The organism is Mesorhizobium sp. M7A.F.Ca.US.006.04.2.1, assembly GCF_004022915.1.
Classification (GTDB): domain Bacteria; phylum Pseudomonadota; class Alphaproteobacteria; order Rhizobiales; family Rhizobiaceae; genus Mesorhizobium; species Mesorhizobium ciceri.
Genome location: NZ_RZQA01000018.1, coordinates 1 through 19,981, shown reverse-complemented (window position 1 = coordinate 19,981; position 19,981 = coordinate 1). Strand labels below are relative to the sequence as shown.

Below are 19,981 nucleotides of genomic sequence, written 5' to 3'. Positions count from 1 at the left end.
CATTTTCTCGCCGACCAGGCAGTCGGTGGCGGGCTTGTCCTGCGCCAATACCATCGGCGGATGCGTGGCTTCTTCTGCCGCCCATTGCGGCGAGGCCGGGCCGGCGAGTTCCAGCACCAGCTTGCGACGGATGGCTTCGGGAAACTGCGTCCAGTCATTGACTGGAATCATGAAGGCTCCGGGTCCGCCGATGACGCAGTCGCTGTAGTAGCGATCGAGATTGCTGACGTCGTAGGCGCCGGAAAAACCGCCTCGCGTCATCAGCGGCAGGCCGTTGATGACGATGCCTTGCTTGATCAGATCGTCGCGGGTCAGGTTGACCGGCGCGCCTTGATTGTTGGGGCCATCGCCCGAAATGTCGATGACCCGCTTCGTGCCCTGGTAGCCGCTTTCGGCGAACAGGTCATTGCCGAACTCCAGCGCTCCGGAGATCGAGGTGCGCCGCGCGCTGTTGGGCGGCTGAGCGGATAGTTGCGCAACCACCCGCTCGGCGTCGGTGCGGCTGGCGATCACCGTCCACGGCACGATGACGCGCTGCCAGTTGGTGCCGGCCCATTCGACATAGGTGACGGCGATCTTGCCATAAGCGCCATCGGCAATGGCCTGCAGCACATTGTCGTGCGTCAGTGCCGCGGCGTAGCCGTGACGCTGGATCTCGAGTTCGTCCGGAGACATCGACAGCGAGACATCGACGGCCAGCACCAGCTCGACATCGACGGGCTCGTCAGCTTGGGCCGCGGGCGTCAACCAGAGCGTCAGTGCGAACGCGGCGCAGCCTGAAAGGAAATGTCTTGCGCAGGCAAAAGCAGACATGCCGCGAAGGTAAGCGAAAACCGTCGGCTTAAAAAGAGAAAAGCCCGGCCGATGGCCAGGCTTTTGCCTTCATGCCCTTTGCGCCGGCTAGCAATCAGCTGCGCGGCTTCAAATTCTCCGGATCGTAGAGCGGCTTGTAGCCGACAGCCGCCACTTCGACCGGATATGTCTCACCGAAATACTCGATCGTGAGCTTGCGGCCTTCCTGGGCGTACGCCCACGGCAGATAGGCAAGACCGATATTCTTGCCGATGGTCGGGCCATAGGCCATCGAGGTGGTGAAGGACCGCCGGCCGAGTTCGTCGACCAGCGTCTCGCCGGTCTTCGGATCCATCACCGGCATGGTGCCGACGGGATAGCGGGCAACGCCTTTGGAATCGACATTCTCGGTCATCACCAGCGTGCACAGCATGGCCGGTTGGTGCTCGCGGGCGCGGTATTCGACGTGCTTCGCCTTGCCGCAGAAATCGTTCTCCTTGACCTTTGGACGAGCGAGATCCGCTTCGAGCAGATTGTACTCGGTCAGAAGGTCGGCGTTCTGCAGGCGCAGGCTCTTTTCCATGCGGCGCGTGTTGGCATAGGTCTCGACGCCGAAAGGCATCACGCCGGTCGAGCGCAGCGCGTCCCACACAGCGAGACCGTCCTCGTAGCGCATATGCAGTTCCCAGCCCTGCTCGCCGACATAGGAGATGCGGAAAGCGGTGACGTCCTTGCCGCCGATCCGGACCGGCTTGATCGCCGCGAATGGGAAGTTCTCAACAGAGAGCCCGTCCGGGTTTTCGACCACCTTCTGCAAGGTCGCCCGGGCGTTCGGCCCCCAGATGCCGATGGTCACATAGTTCTCGGTCACGTCGGTGATGGTGACGTCGAAACCTTTGTCCTGTGCCGTGCGGCGCATGTACTGGAAATCGCGCGGGCCAGCATCCGCGCCGTCGATCAAACGACAGCGGTCGGCCATGCGAATGACGGTAAAGTCGGCCCGCACCATGCCTTCCTCGTCGAGGAAGTGGGTGTAGATGCCCTTGCCGATGTTGTTGTCGCCGCCAATCTTGGCTGCGCACAACCATTCCAGCAGCGCGACATGGTCTGGACCTTCGATGTCGTACATGGCGAAATGCGACAGGTTGACGATGCCGCAATCCTCGCTCATGGCGAGATGTTCGGCATTGGAGACGCGCCAGAAATGGCGGTTGTCCCATTCGTTCTCACGCACCGGCACCCGGTTGCCGTATTTCTCCAGGAGATGCTCGTTGGCGGCATAGCCGTGGGCGCGCTCCCAGCCGCCGAGTTCCATGAAATAGCCGCCGAGTTCCTTCTCGCGTTCCCAGAACGGCGAGCGCCGGATATTGCGGGCCTTGGAGAACGGCTCGCGCGGATGCACCGCCGGATTGTAGACCTTCATCGCCGTCTCGGTGCAGCGGTCCCAGATGAACTGCTCCTTGGTCTGGTGCGGATAGAACCGTGCATAGTCGATGGCATGGTGATCGATTGCGGTGCGGCCGTCGGTCATCCAGTCGGCGATCAGCTTGCCCATGCCGGGACCATCCTTGACCCAGATGGCAACGGCATACCACAGACCCCGCACCTTCTGGCTTTCGCCCATCGACGGGCCGCCGTCCGCGGTTACCTGGAGAAGTCCATTGAACGAATGGCTCTCATTATAGCCGAGTTCGCCGAGGATCGGCGTCAGTTCCATGGCGCGTTCGAGCGGCGCCAGGATCTGTTCCATGTCGAGATCGCGTTGCGACGGCGAAAGCCGCGCCTGGTCCTTCTCCAGCAGGTCGCGCGGGTGGCAAAGGCGCGGATTGGTCTCTTCGTAATAACCCCATTCGATCTGCCCGCCCTCGGCGGTCTTGGGATCACCGGTGTCGCGCATATAGGCCGAGTTGCCCTGGTCGCGCAGCAGCGGCCAGCCGATCTCCTTGCCGGTGCCGGCGAACTCGTTGTAGGGGCCGAAGAAGGTCAGCGGATGGTCGATCGGCATGACCGGCAGGTCTTCGCCGACCATTTCCGCTATCAGCCGGCCCCAAATCCCGGCGCAGACGACGACATAGTCGGCCTCGATGGTGCCGCGGTCCGTTACCACGCCTGATATGCGGCCGTCCTTGACGACCAGCGACCGGGCCGATGTGTTGGCGAAGGATTTGAGCTTGCCCGACGCTTCCGCCTGGTCGACCAGCTTGCCGGCGACCGTCTGCGAACGCGGGATGACCAGACCGGCATCGGGATCCCAAAGACCACCTTGAACAATCGCTTCTTCGATGAGCGGAAATTTTTCCTTGATCTCGGCCGGCTCGATCAGGCGCGCGCGCGTGCCAAACGCCTTGGCCGAGGCGATCTTGCGCTTGATTTCTTCCATTCGGCTGTCGTCGCCGACACGCGCGACCTCGAGGCCGCCGATACGCGCGTAATGACCCATCTTCTCGTAGAAATCGATGGAGTAGAGCGTCGTCCAGCACGACAGGAAATCGTGGCTGGTGGTGTAGCAGAAGTCGGAGGCGTGCGCCGTCGAGCCGATATCGGTCGGGATACCTGATTTGTCGATGCCGACAATGTCATCCCAGCCGCGTTCGATCAGGTGATGGGCGATCGATGCGCCGACAATACCGCCCAGGCCGACGATGACGACCCTCGCCTTTTTCGGAAACTCTGCCATTGCCCGCGACTCCAAAGTGATAAAGCGGGCGGACTATAGGGCGGAGCGGCAGCACGATTGAAGCCTGTTTGCGACATTGGCAAAAAGCCGAGCGACCAGACGGCAGAATGCTTCACACCGGGCGCCTGGGGCGGTTCGCTTTCCGGTAGGCTAACTCAGGCGAAGGCCCAGATGTCCTCGGCCTGGAAACCGACCTGATAGCTACGCATCGAGATCAGCATTATTATAAAAGATCTTACTTATATACTTCGATGAAAGATAAATCTGTAAGTATATTAATTGTTGCAATCGTTATGAGATATGGCATACTAATAACTTAACGAATTAGAGCGCATGCTGGGCGGGAAAACGCGTGCTCAAAGGTCGATTTTCAATTGCGCTCCTCTTGGCTTTGGTCACCTGCGGGCACTCGCAATCCGCATCACTCGACACTGGAGACGAACGTTTTCTCTGGCTCACCTCTTCGTCGATCGATCGCGTTGCCGTGACATACTCGCAGGGAACGCTCTATGTCCCCTCAGATCTATTTCGGGAACGAAATCCGAAGGCAACCATGGATATCAAGCAAGTCGCGCTACGACTGAGCTATCCTGAACTGAAAGCTGGCCGCGGGCCAAACCCCCAGATCCGGGGGGAGGAGGATCTGCTGCCGCTTTCGGACGCACTCGGAGTGGCGGCCTCCGTTCCAGGCGGCCCACTAAAAATTCATATTCCGCAAAACCTCCTGCTTCCAATTATAAATGACCTCGATGCTGGTATTAAATTCGCCTCGTTTCGCGTAAAGGATAATGCTAAGGGGTATCTCTCTCACAATATCTACTATATTTCCGCGCCGGATCCTATGTACATTATGTGCACTGGATATTCTTCTGTATCATCGTGCATGATGAGCTTTGATAGGGCTGGATTGCGCTGGATGATCATGGCGCCTCGTAAATATCTTCGAGAGGACGTCTCTAGGTTTCACAAACGTCTTTCGGCGCTGATTGATTCATTTTCTGAAAAATAGGAGCGTATCATGCCAACTTCACAGCAGATAAACGATATTAACTCTGCATATGCGCTTACCATCTCGACGGGTGACGCGTCTCATTACTACGATGCGCTTTCCGCCGCTGGCATCTACTATGGAAGCATGGCACATGGTGTCGTGAACGCCGACTCGTTAATCGGAATTGTTGCTAACAACTATGCCAAGAACAAAATAGATGGCGATTTCGCGTCAGGACTCTTTGACCAACGTCGCGATGCGCTCATGCTGGAACTCGCTACGCGTGACTACGCTCTTCGGTCAACACAAACTGATTGGAACCTTACGGGGCGGCAAATTTCCGACTATCATGATGCAGCATACCAAACTGTTTTCCCCGAGCTCTCAGGCGCGGCGGAAGGGTGGACACCCTACTACGAGGTTCGAGCTCTCAACGACTATGATTTCTGGCTGGTCACGTCGAGTGCGGATCTGTCTCAGTATCTATCCTACTTTAGAATGAATATTCCGCTGACAGTCGGCGATGCTACGGCGAAAAACTATGCGCTCCAATGGTTCCAGGATATGGATCCATTTGTGTTTAATCTATCTCAGATGAAATTTATTATCGGGGACGATGTTCTCGCCAAAAGCTTGCTCCAGTGGGCCGCTACCCATACGGGATTCTTGGATAGCAAGCAGTCATATCTGTTCGAGCAAAAACCGTATGCCCCAGCTAACGACACCGATGCGTCTGGTTTCCTTGGCAGGTTCATTCATGGTCTCCTGATTGAGGAGGCGGTTTCAGGAACCTCAAATATCCTGCATGTCAGCACTGACTACAAGGAGATATCGTTCGACCGGAGCGATCTCCCCACAACTCCCCATGGGACTGAGTTCGATCACGTGATCAACCAGACCATCGGCACCGCAAACGAGTTGACTCTTGCAGGGTACAATTCCGAGTGGATGCAATCGGATTCCTACAAACTGTCGAACCCTTACTATTGGGGGCTCGACCCGCATAACATCGTCAATATCAACGGCGCCACCTTCATAGCCGGAAATGCGGCAACATCGGCGAACAAGGATGGAAATCTGGTTGTCCTGCAGGGTGACGTTACCAGCTTCACCTTGAACAGCACCTCTCAGTTTATTCTTGTTGGGAATGAAAAGGACAACGAGATAACCTTGGTCAATCCGGATCAGGGATTTGTCTTTTCTGGCGCTGGAAATGACCACATCATAGTCTCGGGTGTTGCAGACAACAGCTGGGGTATAATCCTGCCGGTCATGATTGATACGGGCAGCGGGAACGACACGATCGAGTTCCAGGATTCGAGTCACTTTTTTGTCGGCTATGTCATGACGCCCGATGGCGGGCATGACGTCGCTGTTGGAAATCTAGAGAAGTATTGGCCATCAGATCCCGCTTCAGACTATTCTGCTCCCTTGAATAATTTCCTATTGTCTGGATTAAGCCTCACCGATCTGGATCTAGAGAAGACATTGGTCGCGCAGCGTACAACAACGATACATGCAAGTGAGCAATGGTATGAGATAGACTATGTTACGAACTGGTGGGATGTAAAATATACCCTCAGCGGCAATGACGGAGCCACTTCAATCGAAATTGGTACATATTCATTTAGCTCCAACAAGGCCTACTACATCAGTACCGATGTGCTTTATGGAGACTACACGGTAGACTTTGGTATGTCTTCAGAATGGACAGGGTCGGCGCATGTTATTAACGGGTACTTCGGCAGATCGCAGGTTTTTAATTCATTCTCGTTGGCTTATTTGGACGAAAATGACAACGCGCACAGCGTGGCAATGAACACCGTGTTTGATATGGGATTCGACCCAGCATGGCTTGTTGCCGCTTGAAGTATGTCTTGGGTGAGTCACCTCGGTCTGGATCAGTGGCAGTAACAAGCAATATGCTTGAGCTATGCATAGGATTTTGTGCTGAAGTAGGTGGAACGAGATCTCCATGACCCGATCCCCCGAGAAGATAGGTTCTGGGGGATTTGAAAGGTCACTTGTTGCGGCGAACAAGGCGGTAATCCTCGCAACAGCGGTGATAAGCGGCGTCATAAACGTATTGGCGCTAACTGCCCCCTTGTTCATGTTGCAGGTTTATGACCGTGTGCTTGCCAGCCACAGCGTCCCAACACTGGTCGGCCTCGGGATGCTTGCGTTCGGCCTATATGCCTTTCAATGCGGCCTTGACATCATTCGTGCCCGCGTTCTTCTACGCGTCGGTGAGCGGTTCGATCACCAGCTTTCCGGGCGCGTTCACGACGCAGTCGTCCGCCTTCCACTCGAAACTCGCATGCCCAGCGACGGATTGCAGCCGCTGCGCGATCTCGACAATGTACGCAATTTTCTCTCCGGACCCGGTCCGACCGCGTTTTTCGATTTACCTTGGATGCCCTTTTATCTCGGCCTGTGTTTTCTACTTCATTTCTGGCTTGGTATGACAGCAATGGTCGGCGCGATCTTGTTGGTCTCGCTTACCGTTATTACCGATGCGTCTTCCCGCAACCCAACTCGAGAGGCACTCCGGCATAACACGGTGCGCAATGCCTTGCTGGACGCGTCCCGTCGCAATGCCGAAGCTATACGTGCGATGGGGCTTAGCAATCGCATGACCGCGCGCTGGCGCCTTGCAAATTCGGACTACCTTGCGGCAAATCGCAGGGCCAGCGATGTTGTTAGCGGCCTAGGGGGCGTTGCAAAAACACTTCGTTTGGTTCTCCAGTCCGCAATCCTGGCAGTGGGTGCATGGCTCGCTATCGAGCAGCAGGTCACACCGGGGGTGATGATTGCCAGTTCCATCATAATGGGCCGCGCACTAGCGCCCGTCGAATTGGCAATCGGAAGTTGGAAAGTGTTCCTGATGGCGAGACAGAGTTGGATCCGCCTCAGGGATTTGCTGCTGATGATGCCTGAAGAGACAACTGTCTTGGCCCTGCCCAAACCGCAATGCGAACTGCGTGCCGCAGGCATCACCGTCGTTCCCCCTGGTGAGACGAAGCCGACGGTCTTCGCAGCAAACTTCGTCATGCGCGCGGGGAGCGCGCTCGGCATTATTGGCCCTAGCGGTGCGGGGAAGTCGACGCTTGCCCGCGCTCTCGTTGGCGCCTGGACCCCGGCGAGCGGCAAAGTGCGTATTGACGACGCGTCACTCGACCAGTGGGATCAGGAGGCAATCGGTCGCCACATCGGCTACCTGCCACAGGGGGGCGAACTTTTCGATGGCACGATCGCAGAGAACATCGCCCGCTTCGAATCCGACGCGAAGCCGGAGACAATTGTATCAGCCGCGATGGCGGCTGGCGTTCATGAGCTTATCCTGCAGTTTGATAAAGGATATGAAGCCCGCATTGGAGAAGCCGGATCATCCCTTTCGGCAGGGCAACGCCAGCGGATCGGCCTTGCCAGGGCACTCTACGCCGATCCGTTCCTCGTCGTGCTCGATGAACCCAATGCGAATCTTGACGCCGATGGCGAAGCTGCTGTTGTGAAGGCAATCGCGGCCGTGAGGGAACGCAAGGGGATCGCAATAGTTATAGCGCATCGACCGAGCGCGCTAGCTGCAGTCGATTTCGTTCTCATGATGGAGGCCGGTCGGGTCAAAGCCTTCGGACCACGCGACGAAGTTCTTTCGAAAATATCAAAGGTCCCTTCTCCGAATCCTACCATGGCTGGATATCCGGGCTTTTCTGTATCGGCCAGGATGCTCGCGCCCTTCAAGATGGTCGCAGATCCGAACGAGTCAAAGCCGGAGGTCGCTGAAATCTTGATGGAGGGATCCGATGCCAAACGTTGAGGCCGAATTGGTTTCAAGATCTATCCGGCGGCACCTCTTCATTGGCGGCACTTCCTGCCTTTTCTTGGTGGGAGGCATAGGCGGGTGGGCGGCCGCAACCAATCTCTCTGGTGCAGTCGTGGCTTCCGGCACCTTTGTCGTCGATAGCTATGTCAAGAAAATCCAACATTTGACTGGAGGCGTTATCAGCGAGATTCTCATCAAGGAGGGGCAGAAGATTGCTGCCGGAGATGTACTTGTGCGCCTCGATGCAACGCAAGCGCGGGCAAACCTTGGAATCGTCACCAAGAGGCTGGACGAATTGACTGCACGGCTCGCTAGACTTGAGGCCGAGCGCGACGACGAAGACCAGATTGCGTTTCCAGGAACTTTACTTTCCCGGCTTGACAACACCGATATCGCCGCAGCCGTTCAGAGTGAGCGTCGACTGTTTGAGTTCAGGAAGGAAGACCGAGCGGGGAAGAAGTCCCAGTTGCGCGAAAGAATTAAGCAGTTCGCGCATGAGATCGATGGCCTGAAGTCTCGCGAAACAGCCTTTGATCGTGGGCTCTCTGTGCTTGATGCCGAGATCGCCTCGCTTCAAGTGCTCCGGGCAAAGGGCATTGTTTCTGTGTTGCGATTGAACGACCTGGAGCGAGAGGCGGCGACCCTCGGCGGTGATCGAGGCGAGGCGATGGCCGGCCAGGCTCAAGCAGCAGGCCGAATATCGGAAGCTAGACTGCAGATCCTGCAGATCGACTCCGACCTGAAAACTGAAGTGAGCGCCGAACTTCGTGAAGTGCAAGGTCAGATCGGAGAATATATCGAGCGAAAGATCGCGGCCGAGGATCAACTCAAGCGAATCGACATCATCGCTCCACAGGCTGGCATCGTGCACCAACTGGCATTTCACACTGTCGGCGGCGTCATTTCGCCAGGGGATGTGATTATGTCGATCGTTCCCGATAGCGGCGGGCTCGCGCTGGATGCCCAGATCGCACCGCGCGACATCGACCAGATTGAGCTTGGGCAGAAGGCAGTGCTACGCCTCTCGGCATTCAATCAGCGTACCACGCCGGAACTCAATGGGACGGTTGTCCGTATTGCAGCTGACCTGACGACTAACGAGCGCTCAGGATCTTCCTACTATCAGGTGCGCTTCGTGGTAGCGCCCGAAGAACTGGCGCGGCTAGACGGACTCATTGTTCTTCCGGGAATGCCCGTTGAGGCCTTTATCAAGACCCACGAACGGTCTGCGTTTTCATATTTCGTGAAGCCGCTTTCCGATCAGATCAGTCGTGCGTTCAGAGAGGACTAGGCCACGTCTTTGTAGCAATGGAGGGGGTCGTCTGCTCTATCTTCCTTCACACGAAGGCCCAGATGTCCTCGGCCTGGAAACCGACCTGATAGCCTGATGTCTTCAGCTTGACCACGACCTGGCCGATCTCGGCGGCCGGCAGCGCGCCGACCTCGACCTTGATCATGCCGGGACGGTAGCGCTTGAGGTCGAGTTGTTCGAAGACGATCCAGTCGGCGCCCTCGCAATCGACGAGGAAGGCGTCGATATGGGTGATGCCGTTGCGGTCGAGCAGCGTCAGCAAGGTCTCGGATGGCACCTCGATGTCCCTGAGATGCGGCGCGAACTTGTTGAAGTTGGCGTCGGCCTCGCCCCAGGCATTCTTGCCCGACATCAGATTGGTGTCGGTGACCGACGAACAGCCGATGAATTCGATGGGCAGCGTGCCGGCCTCGAGCGCGGCGGCATCGAAAGTGTGGACGGTGATCGTGCCCTTTGTCTTCGTCACCGCCACCGGCTCGATGATGAAGCGGCTGATGTCGGGGTAGTTGGCGCGCAGCCGTTTCTGATTGTAGGGGATCGGCTCGACCAGCATCGCGCGTGCACCGGGAATCCTGTGCAGCCACGGCGTCACATCGTCGAAGAGCGCGCCGTCGCAGGCGCCGACATTGACCATCTGGAACGGCCGCCCCGCCCCACCAAACCGCGCCTTCAGCGCTGCCTTGGCCAGGAATTTCGTGCCGCGCAGCGACGGCCCGCGATCGAGAACGCCACTGGGAAGACCGAGCGACAGGGCAACGCGCGCCAGGCTGGATAGCGAACTCATGACTTGTCTCCGGGAATGATTTGCATGGCAGCGCGATTCTGGCCGCGAGCCACGGCCGCCCACAACGCCATGAACGGCGTCGCCAGCAGCAGGAATGGCGGGATCAGATGCGGGAAATAGATGCGCGTGTCGTGGATCGGGAAGACGGTGAACTTCGCCAGCGCGCCGAGCACCAGTGCCGCGAACAGGATGCCGGCGCGGCGGTCGAGGCGGAAGCCGGCGCGGTCGGCAGCAAACCAGCCGGCCAGTGCCAGCACCGACACGCCGACCCAGCTGTTCAGGCTGACGGCACGCAGCAGCGAGGTGGCAAATGCCCTGAGATAGGCAACGATGGAGAATGGCGGCTCGAACCCGTCCATATTGTAATGCTGCTCGATGCTGGAGAACCACAGATGCGGCCACCAGCCGGGATGATGCGCCCAGTGCGAGATGGCGAAATAGGCAACGAAGGAAGCGGCAAAGCCGGCCAGCGCGCCCCATGCCCTCTGCCGGAACGCAACCAGCAGCACAGCAAAAACAGCAAGGAAAACAATGTTGTCCGGGCGCACCATGAAGGCGAGGAAGAGCAGGATCGCCGTCGCCACCTCGCGGCCGCGGACATAGGCATAAAGCCCGCCCAGCAACAGCGCCGATGTGAGCAGATCCGGCGTTGAGGCGCGCGCCGCATCGCCGAAATCGGCCATGATCAGCACCGCGCCGACCACCGGCGCCAAGGCCAGTGCCCCCTCGGAGCGCAGCCACATCAGGGCGATCGCGCCGAACAGCAGCACGGAGAACACTGAGACCAGGCGCATCGCCTCGACCGGCGACATCACCGCGCTCATCGTCGACAGGATCTCGGCATAGAGGAACTTGATCCGGTACATGCCGAGCAATGAATGGAAGTCGGCGGCATTCTCCGCCATGTGGCTGCGGAAGCCGCCGCCATCGTCGGTCAGCGCCTTGTAGTCACCGGCCGACACGCCCGATTTGACAGTGTTGTAGGCATAGTCATGCAGCGCCTGTGCATCGGGATAGGTGCCTTCCTCCGCTATGGCGAGATAGGGCAGCATGTCCCAATTGGCGTCGGGCATCACCCACGCGGTGAACGCTGAAAAAAGAATGTAGAGCGCGAAGGCCGCGGCGCCGATCGGTGCCGCCAGCCGCGCATAAGTCCCCACGCCCCACGCCAGACCGGCCCCGGTGAGCCGGTCGAGTGGGTTCTGTGGAGCGGGCGACTTGGTCAGCATGTCTACTCAGCGAGTTTCGGTTTAACGGACCTGGCTTTTGACGAAATCCTTCACGATCGACACGATGCCGCGCGACAGCAGACTGTCGAAAGCATCGACGAAACGATCGACATGCTCACGCTGGCAGATCAGCGGCGGCTCCAGCCGGATGACGTTGCGGTTGTACTCGGTGAAGGCGACCAGCACGTCGTAATCGCGCAGCAGCAGCGCGCCGACGAAGCCCGACAGCGAGCCCTTCAGCTTGTCGTCGAGCACGCTGACGATCGGCCGCAGCACCATCGGCAAGGTCTGCGAGAAGTCGTGGAACTCCAGGCCGACCATAAAACCCTTGCCGCGCACATCCTTGATGATCTTCGGGTACTTTTCCCTGAGCGCCTGCAGGCGCTGCAGCAAATAGTCGCCGGTGACGGCGGCATTGTCGATCAGCCCCTCGTCGTAGAGCACGTTGAGCCCCTCGATCGCGGTGACGCAGGCCTCGCCCATGCCGCCGAAGGTCGCCATGGCATGGATCATCGCCGTTTTCGGCGTGCCATAGGCCTTCATGTAGACCTCGCGCCGCGCGATCATGGCTCCCACCGCCGCCTTGCCGGCGCCGAGCGACTTGGCCAGCGCGGTCACATCGGGAATGACGCCGTAATGCTCGAAGGCGTAGAAGCGGCCCGAACGGCCGTAGCCGCACTGCACTTCGTCGGCGACCCACAGCACGCCGTACTGGTCGCACAGCGCGCGCAGCTTCTGCCAATATTCGGCCGGCGCCTGGATGATGCCGCCACCGCCCTGGATGGTCTCGAGCACGATGACCCCGACCTCCGGATCGGAGCGGAACAGGCGCTCGACCGCCTCGATGTCGGCGAACGGGATGCGGACCGTGTTTTCCGCCACCTTGAAGTCGGCGCGGTAAAGCTGGCCGTCTGTGATGCCCAGCACGCCCTTGGTCTTGCCGTGGAAGGAATTCTCGGCATAGACGATCTTCGGCCGCTTCGGACCGGCCGCGCGCTCGGCGAGCTTCACCGCCGCTTCCATCGCTTCCGAGCCGGACGAACCCAAAAATACCATGTCGAGATCGCCGGGCGAGCATTTGGCGATGTTGTGCGCAAGCGCTGCCGCATATTGCGACATGAAGGCGATGGCGATTTCCTGGCGCTTCTCCTCCTGGAATTTCTTGCGTGCTTCCAGGATGCGCGGATGGTTGTGGCCAAAGGCCAGCGAACCGAAGCCGCCGAAGAAGTCGAGGATCTTGCGGCCGTTCTGGTCGATGTAGAACATGCCTTCGGCGCGCTCGATCTTGATCTTGTGGAAGCCGAGCAGTTTCATGAAGTGCAGTTGGCCGGGGTTGAGATGCGCCTTGAACAGGTCGGTCATTGCCGCGACGTCCATCGCCTTGGCCTGCTCGACGCTGATCAGGTTGGGCTTGGCGATGGTGGCGGGCGACAGCGCCGGCGCACTGACCATGGTGCGCGCATTCGTCTGTTCGGGCTTGGCCATGACGGTCATTTCAATCTCCTGTCTGCACGCACGACCGCAATCGTGCGCAACGAAAGCTGTTTTGCGAGCCGCTATTCGGCGGGCACATGTGTGGTGGCGACCGCGAGACCGGCTTTCTTGGCGCGGTACTCGCTATAGGCGGCGATCAGCATGTCCTCGTCGCGATATTGCGGCGCCCAGCCGAGCTGACGCCCGGCCTTGGACACGTCGAGCACGCATTCCTCGTCGGCGATCAGATACTGTTCTGGGTCCATGATCGGCATGTTCATCAGGTCGAGCAGGTCCAGCGTGCGCTTGACCGCCCAACCCGGTGTCGGGATCAGGATCGATTTCGAGCCGGCATGCCTGATCAGATCGCCGAGCAGCTTCTTGACGGGCGGTGGATTGAGCGAACCCAGATTATAGGCCTCGTTTGGCACGCCGGCCTTCCAGGCCGCGCGGGCGGCCTCGGCGCAGTCGAACACCGAGATGAACTGATAAGGGTTCCTGCCCGAACCGATCATCGGCACCGGAAAATTCCAGTCGATCAGCTTGAACAGTTTTTCGAGAATGCCGAGCCGGCCGGGACCGATGATCAGACGCGGGCGAAACAGCGAGATCGACATGCCGCGCTTGCGCCACTCGGCCGCCAGCTCCTCGGTCTTCTGCTTCGACCAGCCATATTCGCCCAGCGGCGCCACCGGGTGCTCCTCGGTCATAGGCTGCGTGACCGTGTGGCCGTAGATCATGTCGGTCGTGTAGTGGACGAGTTTTGACGCACCGGCTCCGTCCATGGCCTGCATGATGTGCTCGGTGCCATGGAAATTTACAGGGAAGAAGAAGTCATGCCGCTTGGCGCGCACCTGGATCGGCGACAGCATCTTGGCCGACAAATTGTAGACCATGTCGTCGGCCTTCAGCCCAATCGCGGCGACCGAGGCCGGATCGGTGACGTCGCATTGGATAAAGCGGACGCTGCGGTAATGCGGCAGGTCGCTCTTGACGATGTCGGCGACGACAACCTCTTCACCATCGGCCACAAGCTTCGGGGCAAGATGGCGGCCGACGAAACCGTCACCGCCGAAAATCATATGTCTCATCGAAGGATCTCGTTTGCTTGGATCTTGTCGGGCGTGATGGAAGCGGCCTGGTCCTCATGCCCTTGCCCACCCAAATCCCGGCCACTTTGCGCGATCAGCACCGTGCCGACGCAGATGAAGGCGATGCCGGCGATCCGCCAGCCATTGAGGTCCTCGCGGAAGACGAAATAAGCGAAGATGGCGACGGCAACATAGGCGAGGCTGAGGAACGGATAAGCGAAGGAGAGCTCGACCTTGGACAGCACATAGAGGTGCGAGGCCATCGAGATGACGAAGGTACACAGGCCAAGGAACACCCAGGGGCTGAAGACGATCTGCAGCAGCTTGACGAGCGGATTGACGCCCTCGAACGAGATCGGTCCGAGCGACATCATGCCTTGCTTCAGCATCAGCTGCGCGGCGGCATTGGTCATGACTGTAAAGAGAATGAAGACGATGTATTTCATGAGTTCCAAGCCACCCCTTCACACTTCCTACTACAAACCCGCAAACATTTGGTGAAGTCCCAACCTTGTTTTGAGTGAATCGCGCTATCAACCATCTGTTAACCAATAATTATTCGGATTTTATCTATTCGGCAGCCTCGACCGAGCCTCGCCGCGTATCCAATCTCTTCGCGGTGCGCGCCCAGAAGTCGGACATGAAGGCGTGGTCGCGGAGCGCTTCCAGCCGCTGCCATTCGGGAAAGGACGAAGCGAAGATTTCGGCCCCCATGCGGGCGTCCTTGTACGGATTGACCGCGCCGCCGGCCTCGACCGTGATGCGGTCGAGCTCCCGCAGCAGTGTCAGCGTCGCGGCGCCCCTGTTGGGGAAATCCAGTGTCAGCGTGTAGCCGGGACGCGGAAACGACAGCAGCGCCGGCGAGCGGATGGAGCCGAAGCGTTTCAGCACCGTGAGGAACGAGCCCTGCCCGGCTTGCCTTGCAGCCGCCAGCAATGCCGGCACGGCCTCGCGCGCCGTCTGTTCCGGCACCACGCTCTGGTGCTGGAACAGCCCTTTCGGCCCATAAAGCCGGTTCCAATCGCGCACGCCGTCGAGCGGGAAGAAGAAGCCCTGGTAGCCGGCCTGGCGCGGCACCGTTGCCCGGCTCTTCCTCCACCTGTAGGCAGCGTTGAAGGCGGTCAGGAACGGCCGGTTGAGCACGTTGAACGGCGGCTGGACCGGCACCGAGAAATTGCCGTCGGCGCGCGAAGCGGCATGCGAGCCGTGCTCGGCGTGATTGCCAGTGAGCAGCAGGCCGCGACCGCTGTTGCGACCGCCGGCAAGCTGGTCGATCCAGGCGACCGCATATTCGTTGGCCTGATCGGCCGCCGCGGCCAGGTCGAAGAATTCGCAGAGGTCACGAAACGGCGTCGCCCTTTCGACGATGTCGAGGGAATGCACCCGCATCAGCCGGATCGAGGCCGACAGAATGAGGCCGGTCAGCCCCATGCCGCCGATCGTCGCCGCAAACAGCCGCGCATTGTCTGTCGCCGAGCAGCGATGGGTCCTTCCATCGGACCTGAGCAGCGTGAAGCTCTCGACATGGCAGCCGAAGGTGCCGCGCCGGTGATGGTTCTTGCCATGCACGTCATTGACGATAGCCCCGCCGAGCGTGACGAATTGCGTGCCTGGCACAACGGCGGGGAAGAAGCCGTAGGGGGCAGCGTGGGCGATGATGTCGGACAACAGCACGCCGGCATCCGCCTTGAGAACACCGGTTTCGGCGTTGAAGGCGTGGATCCGGTTCAGCGATCGCATATCGACGACCGCTCCGGCCCCGTTCTGGCAGGAATCGCCGTAGGAGCGGCCATTGCCATAGGCAAGCAGCGACGCCGGCTTGGCCTGACCGCCCTTCAGCAGCGCGATCGCCTCGTCGGCACCGATGGCGCGCGGCGCCGGCGGCGTGGCAAGGCCAAAGCTTGGGAAACGTCCGGCGGCCATGCCTACCAGCCCCCGATGACCAGCATCACCGCACCGATCAGCACCACGATCTGGCTGCGCCAGTCGCGGATGATGAAGACGACCGGATCGTCATGCATCTCGTTGCGGCGCGCCAGGATCCAGACGCGCATGGTAAGATAGAGCACGATCGGCGCCAGCGGCCAGATCAGCCATGGATGCGGATAGAGTTCCCGCACCGCGACACTGTCCATGTAGAGCGCCAGCACCAGCGCCGAGGAGAAGGCCGAGGCCATGCCGGCCTGGGCGACGATCTCCTGGTCTTCGGTGCGATAGCCGCGACCGGCAATGCGCTCGCCGGGCGGAATGGCGGTGGTGCGCAGTTCGACGAAGCGCTTCACCAGCGCCAGCGACAGGAAGAAGAAGATGGAGAAGGCCAGCAGCCAAAACGAGACGTCGACGCCGGTCGCCGCCGCACCGGCCAGGACGCGGATCGTGTAGAGGCCGGCGAGCGTCAGCACATCGACCAGCAGCATGCGTTTGAACGACAGCGAATAGGCGGTGGTGACGACCATGTAGCCGCCGAGCACAGCCATGAATTCGGGCGACAGGAACAGCCCGGTGCCGATGCCGATCGCCAGAAGCACCGCGATCGCCCCAAGTCCGAACGGGATCGACAGCGCGCCGCTGGCGAACGGCCTGTTGCGCTTGGTGAGGTGTTTGCGGTCGAGCGCGAGGTCGAAGAAATCATTGAGGATGTAGATGGCCGATGCCACCGCGCTGAACGAGACGAATGCCAGCAGGCATTCCCAGATCATGTCGGTGTTGAAATATTCATGCGAGAGCACCATCGGCACTGCGATCAGCGAATTCTTCAGCCACTGATGCACGCGCAGCATCTTGACGATGGTCCGCAAAGTCGGCTTCGGCGCCGGCACCGTCTCGGCGCCATGTGCCGCCTGCCAGCGCGCGGCATGGCGGTCGGGCGCGACGACGATCGCGTTGCGTGCGGCATCGAAGACCTGGAGGTCATGGCGGCTGTTGCCGGCGTAGTCGAAACCGCCATCGCCATAGGCTGCGATCAGCGAGGCGCGCTTCCTGCCCGAGGTGAGATTGGCGAGACCATCGGTGGCCAGCACCTGGTCGAAAATGCCGAGATGGGCCGCGATGGCGTCGGCGAACTTGCGCGGCGTACCGGTCGCCAGCACGATCTTGCGGCCCTCGGCGTGCTCGGTCCGGAGGCGGCAAAGCAGCACCTCGCGATAGGGCAGCGATGCCGGATCGATGTCGATGCGCTGCGCGATCGCCTGCTTCAGCCGCGCCGGCCCGCCGGCGATCCAGAACGGTACGAGGAAGATATAGAGCGGGTTCTTCTTGAGAAGGATGAACAGCCCTTCCCACAACAGGTCGGTTGCGATCAGCGTGCCGTCGAGATCGACCGCAAGCGGTATTGCGTTCCTGTCCGATCGCGCATCCATGTCCGTCCTGCCCTGCCCGCGTAGAGTTGCGCGCCGCTTTTCGGCGTCTTGAGCCTGGTATAGCGGGCGATGGCGTAGCGAACGTTAAAACGCACGGTTGCAGACGGCTGCCATGGCGGTATTTCCGGTGTCATTGTTAAACAACCGCTACCGGAAACGATAAAAGGCCGGGCAAATGCCCGGCCTCTACAATCGTGACGCCAAGATTACTTGATGCGGGCGACACCGCCCGAGATCTCGACGGTTTCCGAACCGGTCAGGGCTTCGAGATCGCCATTGGGCAAGGTGACGAAGCAGCCGTTCGGGCAGAACTCAACCGTTTCGCCACCGGCCAGCGCAAGGTCGGTCTTGCTGCCGCCCTCCGTTACGACCAGCGTGCGGGTCTCGGCGTCCTTGTTGACCGCGCTCGCGGCATGGACCGAGCCGATGGCAGCGACCAGGGCGACTGCAGCGACGAGAGACTTCCACATGGTGCAATATCGGTGTTCCCACCGCCTCTGTTGCATTTGGCAAGGCATTTTCGCCTTTGCATGGAGCTTATATGAGATGGAAGCTGAACCGCAACTGAATGCCCCATTCATGCCGCAATTGATTCCGGGCAGGATTGAGGTCGACGGAGTCCGAGCCTAGTCCGGGTCCGGCTTCTTGGTTTTGCGAGACTTGACCAGTCGCTTCTTCTCCGCTTCGGCTTCGGCCCTTATCTGCTCCTGTTCGGCGAAGTCGGCCTCGATCTTGTCGTCGTCCGTCGGCCAGGCCTTGGGCTTGTGGGCCTCGACCACGGCGCGCGGCGTCGAGGGGATCTCGATGTGTTCGCTGCTGAATTTTTCGAGGACGGCAAAACGGATGTCGTTCTGCGCGATGTTGCCGTTCATCACGTCGGCCAGGAACACGCGGATTTCGAATTCCAGGGCGGCGGGGCCGAAATTGGAAAACAGCACGAAGGGTTCGGGGTTCTTCAGCACCATCGGGTGGCTGCGGGCGATCTCCAGCAGGACGGCATGAACCTGCTTGACGTCGCTGCCATACGCGACGCCGACCTTGATGTCGACGCGGCCGAGCTTGTTGCGGTGCGTCCAGTTGCCGACGGCGTTGTTGATCAGGTTCGAATTGGGCAGGATCACCGATTGCCGCTGGAAGGTTTCGATCTCGGTGGCGCGCACGCTGATCTTCTTGACCGTGCCGCTGACGTCGCCGGCAACGATCCAGTCGCCCACCTTGAACGGCCGCTCGGCCAGAAGGATCAGGCCGGAAACGAAATTGGACACCACGTTCTGCAGGCCAAAGCCGATACCGAGGGAAAGAGCGCCGGCGACCAGTGCCAGGCTGGACAGGTCGATGCCCGCCGCCGAGATGCCGACCAGTGCCGCCAGCGCGACGCCGGCATAGCCGACCGCCAGCCTGATCGAGTTGCGCACGCCGGTATCGACCTTGCCACGCGCCATGACCGAGCCGTCGAGCCAGCCCTGGAACCAGCGCGTCAGGAAATAGCCTATGACGAAGACGACGATGCCGGAGAGGATGCCGGTGACCGAGATCGTCACCGAGCCGATGTTGATCCCGGTTGCGAGCTTGTAGGCCCAAGCCTGGATATCGCCGGGCTGGAAACCCCACATCATCAGGATCAGCGGCAGGAACACCAGCACGATCATCACATTGATGGCAACGCTGACGACAAGGCCGAGCTGATCGAGGGCCGTATCCTCGTAGCTGGAATTGGCCGACAGCCAGCGCCCGACGGAGGTGTTGGCGAAAGCACCCTCCTCGCCGATCGCCTGCGCCGACAGGAAGCCGATATAGGCGGTGATCAGCGCGGTGCCGGTAACGACGACCTGCAACGAAACGAACAGAGCAAGGCCGATGTAACCGAGCAGCGCCGCGACGATGGTGAAAAGACCGAGCGCAAGCGCCGTATAGCGCAGCCATGCCGGCCACGGCCGCCAGCTTCCGTCACGCGCCTTGAACGGCCTCAGCATCGCCATCAGGATCAGGATGACGCCGACGATGATGGTGGCGCCGAAACTGCGGGCGATGGTCAGCGACAGCGGCGAGCCCATCGTGTCGTTGACGATCGACAGGAAATAGTTGACGCCGAGGACCACGGCCATGGCAGTCGTCAGCCGCACAAGCCAGCGCGCCGGTCCGGTTTCGACGGGAATGAGCCGCCAGTTCGGCAGCCGCGGCTCGAGCGCCGCATTGGTCAGCCGGTTGACACAGAACACCCCGGCGATGACGGCTGCCAGCGTATTCAGGAAGACGCCGATGTCGCCGCGCAACAAATTGTAGTAGTTGAAAAAGAATACCGTGGAGGCCAGGAACACGCTGACCGCCAGCGACGGCAGCAAGGTCGACCAGAAGGCCACCGACAGGCGGCTGAGATAGGACGGGTTCTCGTTGGCAGGGTCGGCTTCGAATATGCGTCCGAACAGGCGCCGGCCGCCAACCAGCAGCAC

General features: G+C 60.0%; 15 protein-coding genes. 4 read left to right on the top strand and 11 right to left on the bottom strand.

Features of this window, described 5'->3' with window-relative positions; all coding sequences use genetic code 11:
* A partial coding sequence (locus tag EN925_RS02265; protein ID WP_164894109.1) for a DUF1194 domain-containing protein occupies positions 1 to 813 on the bottom strand: 813 nt, incomplete at its 3' end.
* Positions 814 to 907: 94 nt separating this feature from the next.
* Positions 908 to 3,469 (bottom strand): FAD-dependent oxidoreductase, encoded by a 2,562-nt coding sequence (locus EN925_RS02260; protein WP_013531153.1) that lies wholly within the window; start codon positions 3,467 to 3,469, stop codon positions 908 to 910.
* A 352-nt stretch (positions 3,470 to 3,821) separates the two neighbouring features.
* On the opposite strand from EN925_RS02260, the gene EN925_RS02255 reads away from it, so the two are divergent.
* From EN925_RS02255 to EN925_RS02240, 4 genes are all read left to right on the top strand, one after another.
* Entirely contained in the window at positions 3,822 to 4,478 is a 657-nt protein-coding gene (locus EN925_RS02255) for a hypothetical protein (RefSeq protein ID WP_063168210.1), read from the top strand.
* A gap of 9 nt (positions 4,479 to 4,487) precedes the next feature.
* Positions 4,488 to 6,329 (top strand): hypothetical protein, encoded by a 1,842-nt coding sequence (locus EN925_RS02250; protein ID WP_127368378.1) that lies wholly within the window; start codon positions 4,488 to 4,490, stop codon positions 6,327 to 6,329.
* Between the two features lie 106 nt (positions 6,330 to 6,435).
* Entirely contained in the window at positions 6,436 to 8,277 is a 1,842-nt protein-coding gene (locus EN925_RS02245; RefSeq protein WP_063168212.1) for a type I secretion system permease/ATPase, read from the top strand.
* Positions 8,264 to 9,574 (top strand): HlyD family type I secretion periplasmic adaptor subunit, encoded by a 1,311-nt coding sequence (locus EN925_RS02240; RefSeq protein ID WP_063168213.1) that lies wholly within the window; start codon positions 8,264 to 8,266, stop codon positions 9,572 to 9,574. Before EN925_RS02245 ends, EN925_RS02240 begins: the two co-directional genes overlap by 14 nt.
* A 46-nt stretch (positions 9,575 to 9,620) precedes the next feature.
* Here the strand turns inward: EN925_RS02240 and EN925_RS02235 are convergent, their stop codons facing one another.
* The 9 genes from EN925_RS02235 to EN925_RS02195 all read right to left on the bottom strand — a co-directional run.
* Positions 9,621 to 10,379, bottom strand: coding sequence for an FkbM family methyltransferase (locus tag EN925_RS02235; protein WP_063168214.1), 759 nt, complete (start codon positions 10,377 to 10,379; stop codon positions 9,621 to 9,623).
* A complete protein-coding gene (locus tag EN925_RS02230) occupies positions 10,376 to 11,608 on the bottom strand; it encodes a glycosyltransferase 87 family protein (protein WP_063168215.1) in 1,233 nt (410 codons plus the stop codon). The genes EN925_RS02235 and EN925_RS02230 overlap by 4 nt, the downstream gene beginning before the upstream one ends.
* Positions 11,609 to 11,629: 21 nt before the next feature.
* Positions 11,630 to 13,060 (bottom strand): aspartate aminotransferase family protein, encoded by a 1,431-nt coding sequence (locus tag EN925_RS02225; protein WP_206519208.1) that lies wholly within the window; start codon positions 13,058 to 13,060, stop codon positions 11,630 to 11,632.
* Positions 13,061 to 13,164: 104 nt separating this feature from the next.
* Positions 13,165 to 14,172, bottom strand: coding sequence for an NAD(P)-dependent oxidoreductase (locus EN925_RS02220; protein ID WP_027160518.1), 1,008 nt, complete (start codon positions 14,170 to 14,172; stop codon positions 13,165 to 13,167).
* On the bottom strand, positions 14,169 to 14,618 hold the full coding sequence (locus EN925_RS02215) for an EamA family transporter (protein ID WP_127369135.1): 450 nt from the start codon (positions 14,616 to 14,618) through the stop codon (positions 14,169 to 14,171). The genes EN925_RS02220 and EN925_RS02215 overlap by 4 nt, the downstream gene beginning before the upstream one ends.
* Positions 14,619 to 14,742: 124 nt before the next feature.
* Entirely contained in the window at positions 14,743 to 16,095 is a 1,353-nt protein-coding gene (locus EN925_RS02210; RefSeq protein ID WP_127384763.1) for an FAD-binding oxidoreductase, read from the bottom strand.
* A gap of 2 nt (positions 16,096 to 16,097) precedes the next feature.
* Positions 16,098 to 17,531: a UbiA family prenyltransferase gene (locus EN925_RS02205; RefSeq protein WP_013531146.1), complete on the bottom strand. Its 1,434-nt coding sequence runs from the start codon at positions 17,529 to 17,531 to the stop codon at positions 16,098 to 16,100.
* Positions 17,532 to 17,737: 206 nt separating this feature from the next.
* Entirely contained in the window at positions 17,738 to 18,001 is a 264-nt protein-coding gene (locus EN925_RS02200; RefSeq protein ID WP_023812335.1) for a hypothetical protein, read from the bottom strand.
* A gap of 156 nt (positions 18,002 to 18,157) precedes the next feature.
* Positions 18,158 to 19,981, bottom strand: a 1,824-nt coding sequence (locus EN925_RS02195) for a mechanosensitive ion channel domain-containing protein (RefSeq protein WP_164894108.1), incomplete at its 5' end; no start/stop codon positions are given.

Excerpts from the sequence above, each read along its gene's own strand:
- EN925_RS02260 (WP_013531153.1), bottom strand. The coding sequence starts at position 3,469 with ATGGCAGAGTTTCCGAAAAAGGCGAGGGTCGTCATCGTCGGCCTGGGC.
- EN925_RS02205 (WP_013531146.1), bottom strand. The coding sequence starts at position 17,531 with ATGGATGCGCGATCGGACAGGAACGCAATACCGCTTGCGGTCGATCTC.
- EN925_RS02215 (WP_127369135.1), bottom strand. The coding sequence starts at position 14,618 with ATGAAATACATCGTCTTCATTCTCTTTACAGTCATGACCAATGCCGCC.
- EN925_RS02230 (WP_063168215.1), bottom strand. The coding sequence starts at position 11,608 with ATGCTGACCAAGTCGCCCGCTCCACAGAACCCACTCGACCGGCTCACC.
- EN925_RS02220 (WP_027160518.1), bottom strand. The coding sequence starts at position 14,172 with ATGAGACATATGATTTTCGGCGGTGACGGTTTCGTCGGCCGCCATCTT.
- EN925_RS02200 (WP_023812335.1), bottom strand. The coding sequence starts at position 18,001 with ATGTGGAAGTCTCTCGTCGCTGCAGTCGCCCTGGTCGCTGCCATCGGC.
- EN925_RS02240 (WP_063168213.1), top strand. The coding sequence starts at position 8,264 with ATGCCAAACGTTGAGGCCGAATTGGTTTCAAGATCTATCCGGCGGCAC.
- EN925_RS02225 (WP_206519208.1), bottom strand. The coding sequence starts at position 13,060 with ATGGTCAGTGCGCCGGCGCTGTCGCCCGCCACCATCGCCAAGCCCAAC.
- EN925_RS02245 (WP_063168212.1), top strand. The coding sequence starts at position 6,436 with ATGACCCGATCCCCCGAGAAGATAGGTTCTGGGGGATTTGAAAGGTCA.
- EN925_RS02210 (WP_127384763.1), bottom strand. The coding sequence starts at position 16,095 with ATGGCCGCCGGACGTTTCCCAAGCTTTGGCCTTGCCACGCCGCCGGCG.
- EN925_RS02235 (WP_063168214.1), bottom strand. The coding sequence starts at position 10,379 with ATGAGTTCGCTATCCAGCCTGGCGCGCGTTGCCCTGTCGCTCGGTCTT.
- EN925_RS02250 (WP_127368378.1), top strand. The coding sequence starts at position 4,488 with ATGCCAACTTCACAGCAGATAAACGATATTAACTCTGCATATGCGCTT.